At 70.8% G+C, this 13,925-nt stretch carries 12 protein-coding genes; 4 read left to right on the top strand and 8 right to left on the bottom strand.

Annotation, left to right across the window (positions count from 1 at the left end):
- Nucleotides 1-19: 19 nt before the first annotated feature.
- Both thiI and B5D66_RS05355 read right to left on the bottom strand, forming a co-directional pair.
- Entirely contained in the window at nt 20-1,309 is a 1,290-nt protein-coding gene (gene thiI / locus B5D66_RS05360) for a tRNA uracil 4-sulfurtransferase ThiI (RefSeq protein ID WP_078760466.1), read from the bottom strand.
- Nucleotides 1,310-1,489: 180 nt separating this feature from the next.
- A complete protein-coding gene (locus B5D66_RS05355) occupies nt 1,490-2,515 on the bottom strand; it encodes a 6-phosphofructokinase (protein WP_078760465.1) in 1,026 nt (341 codons plus the stop codon).
- Between the two features lie 268 nt (nt 2,516-2,783).
- Here B5D66_RS05355 and glpK point away from each other — a divergent pair, with 268 nt between their 5' ends.
- Entirely contained in the window at nt 2,784-4,262 is a 1,479-nt protein-coding gene (gene glpK, locus B5D66_RS05350) for a glycerol kinase GlpK (protein WP_078760464.1), read from the top strand.
- Between the two features lie 87 nt (nt 4,263-4,349).
- Here the strand turns inward: glpK and B5D66_RS05345 are convergent, their stop codons facing one another.
- Entirely contained in the window at nt 4,350-5,204 is an 855-nt protein-coding gene (locus tag B5D66_RS05345) for a lysophospholipid acyltransferase family protein (protein WP_078760463.1), read from the bottom strand.
- 270 nt (nt 5,205-5,474) lie between these two features.
- On the opposite strand from B5D66_RS05345, the gene B5D66_RS05340 reads away from it, so the two are divergent.
- Nucleotides 5,475-6,242 carry an alpha/beta hydrolase gene (locus tag B5D66_RS05340; RefSeq protein ID WP_078760462.1) on the top strand — a complete coding sequence of 256 codons (768 nt, stop codon included), beginning with the start codon at nt 5,475-5,477 and terminating at the stop codon, nt 6,240-6,242.
- Nucleotides 6,239-7,057, top strand: a complete 819-nt coding sequence (locus B5D66_RS05335; protein WP_078760461.1) for a hypothetical protein — start codon at nt 6,239-6,241, stop codon at nt 7,055-7,057. Before B5D66_RS05340 ends, B5D66_RS05335 begins: the two co-directional genes overlap by 4 nt.
- Nucleotides 7,058-7,073: 16 nt before the next feature.
- Here B5D66_RS05335 and B5D66_RS05330 read toward each other — a convergent pair whose 3' ends face one another.
- The 3 genes from B5D66_RS05330 to B5D66_RS05320 all read right to left on the bottom strand — a co-directional run bounded on the left by B5D66_RS05330 (nt 7,074) and on the right by B5D66_RS05320 (nt 9,289).
- Nucleotides 7,074-7,769, bottom strand: coding sequence for an endonuclease/exonuclease/phosphatase family protein (locus tag B5D66_RS05330; RefSeq protein ID WP_078760460.1), 696 nt, complete (start codon nt 7,767-7,769; stop codon nt 7,074-7,076).
- Nucleotides 7,770-7,841: 72 nt separating this feature from the next.
- Entirely contained in the window at nt 7,842-8,792 is a 951-nt protein-coding gene (locus tag B5D66_RS05325) for an ROK family glucokinase (protein ID WP_078760459.1), read from the bottom strand.
- 95 nt (nt 8,793-8,887) lie between these two features.
- A complete protein-coding gene (locus B5D66_RS05320) occupies nt 8,888-9,289 on the bottom strand; it encodes a hypothetical protein (protein WP_078760556.1) in 402 nt (133 codons plus the stop codon).
- A 371-nt stretch (nt 9,290-9,660) separates the two neighbouring features.
- On the opposite strand from B5D66_RS05320, the gene B5D66_RS05315 reads away from it, so the two are divergent.
- Nucleotides 9,661-11,457: an AMP-dependent synthetase/ligase gene (locus B5D66_RS05315; RefSeq protein WP_078760458.1), complete on the top strand. Its 1,797-nt coding sequence runs from the start codon at nt 9,661-9,663 to the stop codon at nt 11,455-11,457.
- A gap of 46 nt (nt 11,458-11,503) precedes the next feature.
- Here the strand turns inward: B5D66_RS05315 and B5D66_RS05310 are convergent, their stop codons facing one another.
- Nucleotides 11,504-12,658: a glycosyltransferase family 4 protein gene (locus tag B5D66_RS05310; RefSeq protein ID WP_078760457.1), complete on the bottom strand. Its 1,155-nt coding sequence runs from the start codon at nt 12,656-12,658 to the stop codon at nt 11,504-11,506.
- A 139-nt stretch (nt 12,659-12,797) separates the two neighbouring features.
- A complete protein-coding gene (locus B5D66_RS05305; RefSeq protein WP_078760456.1) occupies nt 12,798-13,847 on the bottom strand; it encodes a C40 family peptidase in 1,050 nt (349 codons plus the stop codon).
- Nucleotides 13,848-13,925 lie beyond the last annotated feature (78 nt).

The following is a 13,925-nucleotide window of genomic DNA, read 5'->3' as shown; positions in this document are numbered from 1 at the left end:
TCCGCCCCGGCGGAGCGGGTCAGGCCCCGGCGGGCATCGACTCGGGGCCGCCGAAGTAGCTGGGCTTGTGCAGCTGGGCGGTTCCGGCGAGGTAGTCGGCGAGTTCCTCGGCGTCCAGCCGCTTCTCGATCTGGCGCAGGTCGGCGATCTTGGCGGCGGTCTCGACCTGTCGCGGGGTGAGCAGCGTGCAGCAGTCCTCGTCGGGCAGCTCGGAGATCGCCAGCGTGCCGATGCGACGGGCCTGGTCCATGATCTCGGTCTTGTCCATGCCCACGAGGGGGCGCAGGATCGGCAGGTCCACGGCGTCGTCGAGGGCCGTGATGTTGGTCAGGGTCTGGCTGGAGACCTGTCCCAGGGCGTCACCGGTGATCAGGGCCGCGCCGCCGAGACGGTCGGCGAGCACCTCGGCGGTCTTGAGCATGAGACGGCGCTGGGCGACGATCTGGAGCCGCTCGACGCCGGAGTTCTTGATCTGCTGCTGGGCCTTGCCGAAGGGGACGACGAACAGCCGCGATCCCCCCTGGAAGCGGTCGAGCTGGCGGACCAGGCTGTAGGCCTTGTAGATCGACTCGGGCCCGGTGAAGGGCATCCCCGAGAAGTGCAGGAAGTCCACCTTGAGACCGCGGCGCATCATCCGGTGCGCGGCGACCGGGGAGTCGATGCCGCCCGACATCAGCACCAGGGCGCGTCCGCTCATACCGACGGGGAGTCCCCCCTGGCCGGGCATGCCGTCGGTGAAGACGAACGCCTCGTCCTTGTCCACCTCGATGGACACGGTGTTGTCGGGGTTCTTGAGCTTGACGTCGAGGTGGGGGTGGGCCTTCTTGACGGCGGAGCCGACGTGCGCGGCGAGCTCGGAGGAGATCAGGGGGAAACGCTTGTCACGGCGGCGGGCCCGCACCGCGAAGGTACCGGTGCGCTCGGCCATGGAACGCACCGCGACGTCGGTGATCGTGTCGAGGTCCTTGGCGACCCGGCGTACCAGGTGCACCCAGACGATGCCCATGACGTTGCACATGCGCTCGGCCAGCTCGGCGACCTCCAGGTCGGAGGCTCCGGGCAGGCGCAGCATGATGATGCCCTTGCGCTGGGAGATCTTGAGTTCGGGCAGTCCCTTGGCCGCGGCCCGGATGTTGTTGTGCAGCCGGCGCTCGAACAGGTGCCGGTTGCTGCCCTTGAGAACGATCTCGCCGAGCTTCATCAGGACGCACAGCTCGCCCAGGCCGTCCAGACCCTCCGGGGCACTGGGCGCCGGGCCGACAGCGTCCTCTCGCGCTTCGACGACCGCGTGGTCGGACGTGGCGGACATGACGACGCCTCCCAGGTGATTCGGTGAAAGGGGATCGGGGCTCGCTCGTGGGGTCCCGTACTCCAGTATCGAACACGCGCGCAACCGGTTGGACCACCTTCGTCCCGGCGCGGACCTCCTGGCACGCGAAGGGCCCCGCCCTTGTGAGCGGGGCCCCGAGCGCGGGATCCGTGGACCGGCCTAGCCGAAGAAGACCTCGGCCTCCTGGTAGCGCTCGACCGGAACGGTCTTGAGCTTGTCGGTGGCCGCGGCCAGCTCCACCCGGACGATGGAGGTGCCCTGGAGGGCGACCATCTTGCCGAAGTCGCCGTCGTGGACGGCGGCGATGGCGTCCAGGCCCAGGCGGGTGGCCAGGACGCGGTCGAACGCCGAGGGGGTGCCGCCGCGCTGGACGTGGCCCAGGACGACCGAGCGGGCCTCCTTGCCGGTGCGCGACTCGATCTCCTCGGCCAGGCGCTGGCCGATGCCGCCGAGCCGGACGTGGCCGAAGGCGTCGCGTTCGCCGCTGGCGAGCTCCATCTGGCCCTCCTTGGGGTGGGCCCCCTCGGCGACCACGATGATCGGCGCGTAGTTGGTCTTGAAGCGGCTCTCGACGTGGGCGACGACCTCGTCGATGTCGAAGGGGCGCTCGGGGATGAGGATGACGTTGGCGCCGGCGGCCATGCCGGAGTGCAGCGCGATCCAGCCCGCGTGGCGGCCCATGACCTCGACGATGAGCGCGCGGTGGTGGGACTCGGCGGTGGTGTGCAGCCGGTCGATCGCCTCGGTGGCGATGTTGACCGCGGTGTCGAAGCCGAAGGTGTAGTCGGTGGCGTTGAGGTCGTTGTCGATGGTCTTGGGGACGCCGACGACCTTGACGTCGAAGTCGTGGAGCTGACGCGCGACGCCGAGGGTGTCCTCGCCGCCGATGGCGACCAGGGCGTCGACCCCGAGACCCGCGAGGTTGTCCTTGACCCGCTCGACACCGCCCTCGATCTTCATCAGGTTGGTGCGCGAGGACCCCAGGATCGTGCCACCGCGCGGGAGGATCCCGCTCACGGCCGCGCGGTCCAGCGGCATGGTGTCGCCTTCGAGCGGTCCGCGCCAGCCGTCACGGAAGCCGACGAACTCGTAGCCGTAGTCCTTGATACCCCTGCGGACCACCGCGCGGATGACCGCGTTCAGCCCCGGGCAGTCGCCGCCTCCGGTCAGAACCCCGACTCGCATGCGTGTACTCCTCAAATTCCCGTTGGAAACCAGCGCCATGGGGTCACCCGCGACGCCTCGAACATGGATCATCGACCTCGCGGTGCGCCGCCGCCGACCAGGCGACGGCACTGTGACAGGCGTCACGGAAGCGGGTCCCAAAAGAGTTGAAAGATGTTCACACCCGGGTAGATCTCCGGGATGCGCCCCCTTCACGGGACACCGTCGCCGTACCGCACACCTCACATGGTCTAGACCATAGTCGTCCGAGCTACTGGAGGCCAACCCCATGACCGTGCTCACCATCGACGCCGGGACCACCGGCGTGACAGCGCTGATGGTAAGCGAGAACGGGACCGTCCTCGCCCGCGGTTACCAGGAATTCGCCCAGCACTACCCGGATACCGGATGGGTCGAGCACGTTCCGGAGGAGATCTGGCAGGCCACCCTGGCCGCCTGCCAGACCGCGATCGACGCGGCCGGGGTCCAGCCGGCCTGTCTGGGAATCACCAACCAGCGTGAGACCGCGGTGCTGTGGGACCGCAAACGCGCCACCGCGCCACGCCGTGCGATCGTCTGGCAGGACCGCCGTACCGCCGGCATCTGTTCCTCACTGCGTGAGGAGGGGCATGAGGAGCGGATCACCGAACTGACCGGGCTGCGCCTGGACCCCTACTTCACCGCCACGAAGCTGACCTGGATCGCGCGCAACGACGAACGGGCCTGGAAGGGCGTCCAGGCCGGCGATGTCGCGATCGGAACCGTGGACTCCTACATCGTCGCACGGCTCACCGGCGGGGCGCGCCACATCACCGACGCCTCCAACGCCTCGCGCACCCTCCTCTACGACATCAGGGCCGGCTCGTGGTCGCCCGAGCTGTGCGAGCTGTTCGGCGTCCCCATGGAGGCGCTGCCCGAGGTCGTCCCCTCCTACGGCGCCCTGGGCGAGACCTCGCCCGAGGAGTTCCTGGGCCTGCGCATCCCCATCGCCGGCATCGCCGGTGACCAGCAGGCCGCGATGTTCGGACAGACCTGCTACTCCCCCGGCACCTCCAAGTGCACCTACGGCACCGGGTCCTTCGTCCTGCTCAACACCGGCGGCGAACCCGTCGCGCCGGAGCACGGCCTGCTGAGCACCGTGCTGTGGCAGCACCCCGACGGCCGGTTGGAGTACGCCCTGGAGGGCTCCATCTTCGTGACCGGCGCCGCGGTGCAGTGGCTGCGCGACGGCCTGGGGCTGATCGACAGCGCCCCCCAGTCGGAGGCCCTGGCCACCAGCGTTCCCGACTCCGGGGGCGTGGTGTTCGTCCCCGCCCTGACCGGTCTGGGCGCGCCCGACTGGGACCCCCAGGCGCGTGGCGCGATCTTCGGCATCACCCGTGGCACCCGACGCGCCCACCTCGCCCGCGCCACGCTGGAGGCGATCGCCTTCGAGGTCCGTGACGTCGCCGAGGCGATGACCAAGGCGTCGGGCACCGAACTTCCCGAGCTGCGGGTGGACGGCGGGGCCTCGGCCAACAACCTGCTGTGCCGGCTACAGGCCGACCAGCTCGGCGTCAGCGTGGCCCGGCCACGGATCCAGGAGACCACCGCGCTGGGAGCGGCCTTCCTGGCCGGGCTCGGCGCGGGCGTGTGGTCCTCCACCGAGGAACTGGTCGACACCTGGAAACTCGATCTGCGTTTCGAGCCGGGCGAGCGTGACGAGGCCGCCTACCGTCGCTGGCGCGAGGCGGTGGAACGCTCCAAGGGCTGGGCCGACCTGGGGTAGCCGGGGTGGTGTCGCGCGTCGAAGGGGCGGGCACCGTGTGGCGCCCGCCCCTTCGACGCGCGCCGTGGTCGTCGATCCGGGGAGGGGTCAGCCCGTGGAGCCGGCGTCCTCGCCGGCCTCTCCCCGACGCTCGGCCTTCCGCTGTCGGCGCTGCGCCTTCTTCTCCGCCTTCTTCCGCGCGCGTTCGGTCTTCTTCGACTCGCGCTCGGCGCGGCGCTGCTCCTTGCGTCCGGCGTGCTGCTCCTTGCGCTCCTCCTTGGCCGCGGCCTCCAGCTCCGCCTTGACCGACTGGGCGTAGCGGTCGACGTACTCCTGCCCGGAGAGCTTCATCAGGGCGTACATGATCTCGTCGGTGACGGCCCGCAGCACCCTCGGGTCCTTCTCCATGCCCTGATAGCGGGAGAAGTCGAGCGGTTCACCGAAGACCACCTTGGGCCGGATCCCGAGCCGGGGCAGGGTCCGTCCCGGAGGCATGATCTTGTCGACGTTGATCATCGCCATCGGCACGACCGGGGCACCCGACTCCAGGGCCAGGCGGGCCACGCCGGTCCGGCCTCGGTAGAGCCGGCCGTCGGGTGAGCGGGTGCCTTCGGGGTAGATGCCGAGGAGCCTGCCCTGCTTGAGCACCTTCAGGCCGGTGCGCAGCGCGGCCTCACTGGCCTTGCCTCCGGACCGGTCGATCGGGATCTGTCCGACTCCGGTGAAGAAGAGCCTGCTCGCCAGCCCCTTGACGCCCTTGCCGGTGAAGTACTCGGCCTTGGCGAGGAAGGTGATCTTGCGGGGAAGAGGGAGGGGCCCGAAGAAGTGGTCGGAGAAAGAGAGGTGATTGCTCACCATGATCGCCGGTCCGTGCCTCGGTACGTTCTCGACGCCTTCGGCCCGCGGCTGCCACAGCACCGCGAGCACCGGGCCGAGAATCGCCTTGACCACCCAGTAGAACACCCGGATTCACCCCCGCACGCACGGGGAGGGGTCGCCCTGACTTGTCACGCTCACCTTCCCGCTTCCACGAACAATCGCCGTTATCTTCGCATCGCTCGCGGCCTACTACCAATGTCGGCTCTGGTTACCTGGGGGTAGGGGACCTTCGGCCCACTCCTCCGCCACACCAGGGCGGGGGTTACGGGGGCCTTGTCCCTGAGCTAATTTCGTAGACCCGGTGCGCTACGCCGACGGCGCGACGACGCACACAGGACTGTCGAGGGAGAACCCATGTCGTTACTGCCAGGCGCCGGGGCCTTCCGGCACGACGGCGGGTCCGTCGGCGTGGTGCTGTGCCACGGTTTCACCGGAAGCCCGCGGTCGATGCGGCCCTGGGCCGATCACCTGGCCGCCGCGGGGATGACGGTACGTCTTCCCCTGCTCCCCGGACACGGGACCACGTGGCAGGACATGAACCTGACCACCTCCGACCAGTGGCTCGCCACCGCGGAGGAGGCCCTGCAGGACCTGCGCGGACGTTGCGACGAGGTCTTCGTGATGGGCCTGTCGATGGGCGGGTGCCTGGCGTTGCGGCTCGCCCAGCTCCACCCCGGCGCGGTGTCGGGGATCGTCGTGGTGAACCCCTCGATCGCGGTGGAGAACCGGGGCCTGCACGTCGCCCCGCTCCTCAAACACGTGCTCCGGTCCACGCGCGGTCTCACCAACGACATCAAGAGGCCGGGTGTGGACGAGCACGGCTATGACCGCGTGCCGCTCGCCGCGGCGGCGACGCTGCCCCGGCTGTGGCGGGCGACGCGACGCGGGCTCGCCTCGATCACCGCGCCGATCCTGGCCTACCGCAGTTCCGAGGATCACGTGATCGGTCCCGCGAGCATGCGTATCCTCACCGAGGGAGCGGTCAACACGACGGTGACCGTCGTGACGCTGGAGAACAGCTACCACGTCGCGACACTCGACCACGACGCGCAAACCGTCTTCGAGGGAAGCCTCGCCTTCGTGCGCGGGCACAGCCGGAGCGGGGAAGGGACAGCAGCATGACGCACCGTCGTGGCAACGGCCTGCTCGCGGACTCCTACGTGCCGCTGATCCTGCTGCCTCCGGCGCTGGCCGACGTCATGCTCGACGCGCTGCGCCGGGCCGGGATCGCCGCCTACGCGGTCCCGCTGGGCGAGGACGTGCTGGAGCCGGACGGGATCACGCTCGAGGAGCCCCCGACCGACCACCTCTACGTCGACACCAACGAGCGCTCCGCCGCCGAGGAGATCCTGCGCGCGGAACTTCCCGGGCTCCGGGAGTCCGCCACCGAGCCCGGCGACGACGCGATCGCCGGGCTGGACGAGGCTCCCACCACCACGGCGCAGACCGGCCGGCGCGATCCCGCGGCGCCGGCCGACGGGGAGGACGAGGAGGTCTGGGCCGACCTGGTGGCACGCTTCTACGCCCAGGAGGGCGCCGGCGACCTCGGGCCGCCGGTGTGGCCCGACGCCGAGAACGTCTCCCCGGGCGAACGCGAGCGCCCACCGGAGCCGGACGAGGAGCACGCCACCGACGAGACGCCGACCGTGTCCCGACGAGGCCGGCGCGAGGGCGTGGTCGAGGAGGACGAGGGGCACTACGTCCCGCCGCCGCCTCCCCCACTACCGCGCGGTGACCTCGTCAGCCGGTTGTCCTGGGGCGGGCTGTTTGGAGGACCGCTCCTTCTGCTGGGATCGATGCTGGTGGGCATGCGCATCCCGGGCTGGCTGGCCTTCCTCGCCGTGGGCGCGTTCATCGTCGGATTCGTGGTGCTGGTGGCGCGCATGGGCGATCGCCCGCCACGGGACAGCGGGCCCGACGACGGTGCCGTGCTGTGAGGGCGACCGGCCCCGCTCACAGCGCGATCTCGGCCAGCAGCGGCCGGTGATCCGTGGCGAGCTCGAGGTCGGCTTCGCTGACCAGTTCCAACGGCACTCCCGCGCCCACGGGCCGCAGCCCGGGCCCGGTGAAGATCGCGTCGATGCGCTTACGCGGGCGCCGCGCGGTGAAGGTCATCTCCCCGCCTCGGGGAACGGTCGCACCGGTGTCGACCATGCCCGACGCCAACAGCCGCCAGGCGGGTCCGTCCGCCTCCTCGTTGATGTCGCCGGTGAGCACGGGATCCACCCCGTCCCCCGTGACGGCCGCCAGGCGCTCCACCACCTCCGCGGCGTGCTGGAGGCGCGCGCCCTGGTGCAGGTCCAGGTGGGTGGTGGCGAGCGCGACACGGCGTCCGGCCATCTCCACCACCGCGATCGAGACCGCCCGTACGTGCAGCCCGAGGTGGTAGGTGAGCCGATGGTGGGCGGTCCGGACGACCCTGACATCGGGGGCCGCGAGGATCGCCAGGCCCCCGACACGCCGGTTGACCACGGGGGCCAGGCCCACCGCCCGGGCGAAGCGACGTCGCCGGCTGCGCCACCGCCATAACCGGGGCGCCTCCTGGAGGCAGAGGACATCGGGACGACAGGCCCTGACGACCCGGACGAGCGCGTCGACGTCATCGCGGAGTGAACGGACGTTGTAGGACAGGACCCGCAGCACCGCCATGCCCAGGGGATACCCCGTTCGGGCAGGCGTGACCCGCTCCCGGCCACACGGTCGCGGCCGGGAGCCGGGAGGTCAGCGTTCCACGAGGTCGGCCGCGCCGACCAGGCCCGCCTCGGCGCCGAGCTCGGCCGTGCGGATCTCCGCGAGCCGGCGGGTGACCCGGCCGGTGACGCTTCTGGCGAACGCCGCGCGGACGGGTTCGAGCAGGATCTCGCCGGCCTCGGAGACGCCGCCGCCGATGACGAAGCACTCGGGGTCGAGGATGGCCGCCATGTCGGCCAGTCCCAGACCGACCCAGTGACCGACGATCCGGAAGCACTCCAACGCGGCGCCGTCGCCCTCAAGGGCCGCCTGGGTGATCTCGGGGCCCTGGATACGCGCCACATCGCCGTCGGCGAGCTTGAGCAGGCGCTCGGCGCGACGGGGCTCGGTTCTGGCGAGGTCCTGGGCCTCGGCGACGAGGGCCCGGCCGCTGGCGTACTGCTCCCAGCAGCCGTGGTTGCCGCAACCGCACCGGCGCCCGTTGGGGACGATGCGGTAGTGCCCGATCTCGGCGGCGATGCCGTAGCGTCCCCGGTACAGCCGCCCGTCCAGGACGACCCCTCCGCCGATGCCGGTCCCCAGCGTCACGCACACCACGTTGCCGGTGTCGCGGCCGGCCCCGAAGCGGGCTTCTCCCCAGGCCGCCGCGTTGGCGTCGTTCTCGATGACCACGGGCAGGTCGATGCGGCGCTGGATCCGCTCCTTGAGCGGTTCGTTGCGCCAGGCGAGGTTGGGCGCGAACACGACGACGGAACGGCCCTCGTCGACGAAGCCCGCGGTACCGACCCCGACCCCGGCGAACGTGTCGTCGGGGTGGGTGGCCATCAGCTCCTCGATGGCGTCGCAGACCACGTCGGCGATGGCCGAGCTGTCGTTGGCGGGGGTGGGGTGCTTGACCTTCGTGAGGATCCGTCCATCCGGATCGACAACGCCGGCGGCGACCTTCGTGCCACCGATGTCAACGCCGATAGTCAACCGCATGGACGGCTCCTTTTCACCTCATGTCCGGGCGCGCTGCCCGGGGTTTCCCGGGCGCTCGAATGGAGTAAACCATTGGATTAAACCAGCGCCCCGGTTCAGTGGTGGCCGTCGGCCCCGCCCCGTGACCCGTCCGGGCGCGCGGAGCCGTTGCGGCGCTCCCGCTCGGCCTGTTCGCGGGCGCGCTCGAAGACGTCCCAGGCCTGGCCGACCGCGCCCACGAGAACCGACCCGGCCCGGCCGAGATGCCCGACGACCTGGGGGGCGGCGGTCCGCACGATGTCGATGACCTGGTCCAGGGGCGGCTCATCGCGCCGGGTCTGCTCGGCCACGGCCTGCTCCCACACGTCGCCCTTGGGAGGTGGCGGGGTGGAGACGACGTTGGTGACGCCTCGCCGCACACCGGCGATGATCAGCTTCCGTTGCAACGCGTCCACCAGGCGCAACGCCTCGTCGATGAGCTCGGAGGAGGGCGCGGGGTCGCGGTTCGGCTGTGCCATGGTCACCTGCCTGTTCGTCGGTCTCCTGTCACGTTAACCGGACGATGGCGCCGGGAGTTCCACGCGGGCGGGAAACCAGGGGGAACCCCGGAGGGTTTCAGGGTGGGGCGGGAGAAACGGTTCCGTCGGTCAGGGAACGTGGCGCTCGTCGCCTACCAGCGCGTAACCCGCTCATCTGTGCTTCCGCAGCACCCTACCGGTGCATACTTGGCTTTTCCAGGCACAGAGCCTCCGGCTCCGGCCGCGCACCGCGGTCTGGTCCAGGATCACTATCCCATACCAAAGAGAAGCCGGTTTTACCGGCCGGTAGCAGAACTTGTTACCGTCCTCACGTTCCCTCGTCGAACCCGTATCGTCCAGGAGCTGACCACGTGCGCGAGTACAGCCGTCCAATAAAGGTCGAGATCCCTACCGACGCGCGTCTGACCGACACCGTCTTCGCGCGCGCCGCGCAGGAGCCTGACACCGTCATGCTCCGGCGTCTGGAGTCGGGGCAGTGGCACGACGTGACCTGCGGGGAGTTCGGCGCCACGGTGACCGCCATCGCCAAGGCCCTGATCGCCGCCGGCGTCGGGCACGGCGACCGCGTCGGCCTGATGTCACGCACCCGCTACGAGTGGACCGCCATCGACTACGCCGTGTGGGCCGTGGGCGGTGTGACCGTCCCCATCTACGAGACCTCCTCCGAGGAGCAGGTCCAGTGGATCCTCGGCGACTCCGGCTGCGTCGCCGTGTTCGTCGAGACCGCCGAGCACGAGAACCGGGTCGAGGCGGTACGCGCCGACCTCCCCTCCCTCACCTCGGTGTGGCGCATCGAGGACGGTGGGCTGAAGGAGTTCACCGCCTCGGGCGGCGAGATCGACGGGGCGGTCGTGGAGGAGCGCCGTCGCGCGGGAAGCGCCGACGATCTCGCGACGCTCGTCTACACCTCCGGCACCACCGGACGCCCCAAGGGCTGTGAGCTGACCCACCGCAACCTCCTGTTCACGATCCTCAACATCATCGAGGGGCCGCTTCGGGAGGTCTTCACGGTGGAGGGGCGCTCGACACTGCTCTTCCTGCCGCTCGCCCACTCCTTCGCGCGCATCATCCAGGTCGGCTGCATCGAGTCCAAGACGGTGCTCGGCCACTTCCCCACCACCGGCCCCGAACTCATCGACACCCTCGGCGTGTACCGGCCGACGTTCCTGCTGGCCGTGCCGCGGGTCTTCGAGAAGGTCTACACCAAGGCCGAGCAGAAGGCCGTCTCCGAGGGCAAGGGAAAGATCTTCCACGCCGCGGCCGAGACCGCGATCGCCTACAGCCGCGCCCTCGACTCCGGCGGCCCCGGACTGCTGCTCAAGCTCAAGCACGCCCTGTTCGCCAAACTGGTCTACGGCAAGATCCTGGCGGCCGTGGGAGGCCGGGCCGGCTACGCGGTCTCCGGCGGGTCCGCGCTGGGCGAGCGGCTGGGGCACTTCTTCCGGGGTGTCGGGCTGACGATCATCGAGGGGTACGGGCTGACCGAGACCTCGGCCCCGACCGCCGTGAACAGCCCCGACGCCAACAAGATCGGCACGGTCGGCCCGCCCTTCCCCGGCGTCTCGGTGCGGATCGGCGAGGACGGCGAGCTGCTCATCAAGGGCGACCACGTCATGCGCGGCTACTGGGGCAACCCCAAGGCGACCGCCGAGGCCTTCGACGAGGACGGCTGGTACCGCACCGGCGACCTCGGCTCGCTCGACGAGGACGGCTACATCCGCATCACCGGCCGCAAGAAGGAGATCATCGTGACCGCCGGGGGCAAGAACGTCGCCCCGGCCGTCATCGAGGACCGCATCCGCGGCCACGAGCTGGTCAGCCAGTGCATGGTCGTCGGCGACAACCGCAACTTCGTGTCCGCCCTGATCACCTTGGACGCCGAGGCCCTGGAGTTCTGGAAGAAGCAGAACCGCAAGGAGGGGGAGCTCGCCTCGCTCATCTCCGACCCCGACCTGGTCGCCGCGGTCCAGCAGGCGGTCGACAACGCCAACAAGGCCGTCTCCCGCGCCGAATCGGTCCGCAAGTTCAAGATCCTGCCGGTGGACTTCACCGAGGAGGGCGGCCAGCTCACCGCGTCGCTGAAGGTGAAGCGGCACGTGGTGGCCCGGCAGTTCGAGCGTGAGATCGAGGAGATCTACGGGGGCTGATCCACGGGGCGGTCGGTGGAGGAGACGCGCACCGGCCGCCCCCGCCCTACCCCTCCAGCAGTTCCCCCAGCCGGGCCGCGGCCCGGTCCCAGCTCCACTCCTTCTCCACCCAGGCCCGGCCGCGCTCCCCCATCTCCCTGGCGGCCGAGGGGTCGCGCAGCAGCCGGACCACAGCGCGCGCGGTGGGGCCGGGGCGCGTGCCGTCGACCACGTGACCGGTCTCCCCCTCCTCGACCGCGTCCGGGGCCCCACCCGAGTCCCCCGCGACCACCGGCAACCCGGTCGCCGACGCCTCCAGGTAGACGATCCCCAGGCCCTCGACGTCCAGGCCCCCGTTGCGGGTACGGCACGGCATCGCGAACACGTCACCGGCGTCGTAGTGGGCGGGAAGCTCCTCCCAGGGAACCGACCCGGTGAAGCGCACCGACCGATCCACCCCCAGCTCCTGGGCCAACCGCTCCAGCCGGGACCGGTAAGGGCCGCCCCCCACGATCAGCAGCGCCGCCTCGGGCACCTCGGCGAGCACCCGGGGCCAGGCCCGCAGCAGCGTGTCCTGCCCCTTGCGGGGCACCAGCCGCGACACGCACACCACGACCGGTCGGTTCCCCAGCCCGTACCGTTCCCGCACCCACGCGCCCCCCGCCCCGCGCCGGAACCGGTCCACGTCCACGCCCGGCGCCAGATGGCGCATGCGCGCCGCGGCCTCGGGGGTGAGCGCGCGGGCCAGCCGGGTGCGCGTGTATTCACCCAGGTAGGTCAGGACGTCGGTCTGCTCGCCGATCCGCCGCAGCAGTTCCCTGCCACCCGGCAGCGCCGCCCAGCCCGCCTCGTGTCCGTGGGTCAGCGCGACGATGCGCCGCGCTCCGGTTCGGCGCAGCCCGCCGGCCAGCAGCCCGAGCGGGGCGGCGGCACCGAAGAGGACCGAGTCGCACTCCTCCAGCCGGGCGATGGAACGGGCCCGGCGCAGCACGCCCGGGGTGGGCAACAGCACCGAGGTGCGCTCCCGGATGACCGGGAAGGGCTGGCGCAGGTCGAACGCCTCGGGATCGCGCCAACCACGCGCGCCGGGCCGGCGCGCCGGGGAGGAGCAGTAGACCACCACGGAACCGGGCGGCCGGCGCAGCGCCAGCGCGTGCACGAATGCCTGGATTCCACCGGGGCGGGGCGGGAAGTCGTTGGTGATGATCAGCGTTCGGGCCACGGGGGCAGTCTAGGAGCAGCCCGCTCCGGTTCCCACGGGGCGAGGGGGCGCGTGGACGCCGAAGGGCCCTCCGGACGCCGGATCCAACCCTGCACCCGGCCCGGAAGGCCCTGTCGTCCGCTGTGGGAGGCGGCCGCGGCTAGGGACGCACGCCGCCGACGAACTCGCTGCGGTAGTAGTCGTTGAGCGTGACCTCGCCGATGGGCTTGGACGAGGTGGAGGCGTGCACCATCTTGCCGTTGCCGGCGTACATGCCGACGTGGGTGGGCGAGGAGCCGTAGAAGAACATCAGGTCGCCGGGCTGGAGCTGGTCCCAGGAGACCCGGGTCCCGGCGTGGAACTGCTCCTGTGAGGTGCGGGGGAGGCTGACGCCGGCCTGCGCCCAGGCCGCCTTGGTCAGGCCGGAGCAGTCGTAGCCGTCGGGGCCGTTGCCGCCCCAGATGTAGGGCTTGCCGATCTGGGCGTAGGCGAAGTCCAGCGCCACTCGGGCGTTACCGGAGGCCGAACCCGTGTAGGAGGCGCCGCCGCCGGAGGACGAGGAGGATGAAGAGGACGCCGAGCCCGACGAGGTGGAGCCCAGGTTGGCGGTGGCCGCCTCCTGCTCTTCGGCCGTGAGTTGCTCGAGCAGCTCCTCCTGCTCGGCGATCTTCGCCTCGCCCTCCTCCTTGGCCTCCTCGGCCTCGGCGAGCTTGTCCGCGGCCTCCTGCTCGATCTGCTGGGCCTCGGCCTCCAGTTTGGCGAGCTTGTCCTTCTCCGAGGAGTAGCGCTCCAGGCTGGCCTGCTGGCTGCTGGAGAGGTAGCCGAGGTCGGCCGACTGCCGGAGGACCTGCTCCGGCCCCTGTGAACCGAGCAGATAGGCGGGTGAGCCGTAGTCCACGCCGCTGTAGGCGGAGCTGGCCAGGATGCGGACGTCATCGCGCAGGGCGGCGAGCCCTTCGTCGGTCTCCTCGAGGTCGTCCTGGATCTCCTCGAGCTTCTTCTGCGCGGCGTCGTGGTCCTGCTTGGCCTGGTTGTACTCCTCGTTGAGTGCCGAGAAGTCCCGCTCGAGCTGCTCGATCTCCTCCTGCACGTCCTGCGCCGTGGGGTCGGCGTGGGCGACCGCGGGGGTGAGGATCAGGGCGCCGGCGGCGATGAAGCCGACCGACGCCAGGTGGCGGCGATAAGAGCCACGATCATGGCGTTCATCCACGGTTGTGGCACACCTTTCTCCCAGTCATCCGCCTACCGGCCGAGCACGGGGCTTCGGTGGGGAGTCCGGCGCCGCGGA

It is taken from the genome of Marinactinospora thermotolerans DSM 45154 (genome assembly GCF_900167435.1).
Taxonomy (GTDB): domain Bacteria; phylum Actinomycetota; class Actinomycetes; order Streptosporangiales; family Streptosporangiaceae; genus Marinactinospora; species Marinactinospora thermotolerans.
The sequence above is the reverse complement of the archived record's forward strand: the minus strand, read 5'-3'. Positions and strand labels throughout refer to the sequence as shown.

Excerpts from the sequence above, each read along its gene's own strand:
- B5D66_RS05320 (WP_078760556.1), bottom strand. The coding sequence starts at position 9,289 with ATGGCACAGCCGAACCGCGACCCCGCGCCCTCCTCCGAGCTCATCGAC.
- B5D66_RS05340 (WP_078760462.1), top strand. The coding sequence starts at position 5,475 with ATGTCGTTACTGCCAGGCGCCGGGGCCTTCCGGCACGACGGCGGGTCC.
- B5D66_RS05355 (WP_078760465.1), bottom strand. The coding sequence starts at position 2,515 with ATGCGAGTCGGGGTTCTGACCGGAGGCGGCGACTGCCCGGGGCTGAAC.
- B5D66_RS05330 (WP_078760460.1), bottom strand. The coding sequence starts at position 7,769 with ATGGCGGTGCTGCGGGTCCTGTCCTACAACGTCCGTTCACTCCGCGAT.
- B5D66_RS05325 (WP_078760459.1), bottom strand. The coding sequence starts at position 8,792 with ATGCGGTTGACTATCGGCGTTGACATCGGTGGCACGAAGGTCGCCGCC.
- B5D66_RS05335 (WP_078760461.1), top strand. The coding sequence starts at position 6,239 with ATGACGCACCGTCGTGGCAACGGCCTGCTCGCGGACTCCTACGTGCCG.
- glpK (WP_078760464.1), top strand. The coding sequence starts at position 2,784 with ATGACCGTGCTCACCATCGACGCCGGGACCACCGGCGTGACAGCGCTG.
- thiI (WP_078760466.1), bottom strand. The coding sequence starts at position 1,309 with ATGTCCGCCACGTCCGACCACGCGGTCGTCGAAGCGCGAGAGGACGCT.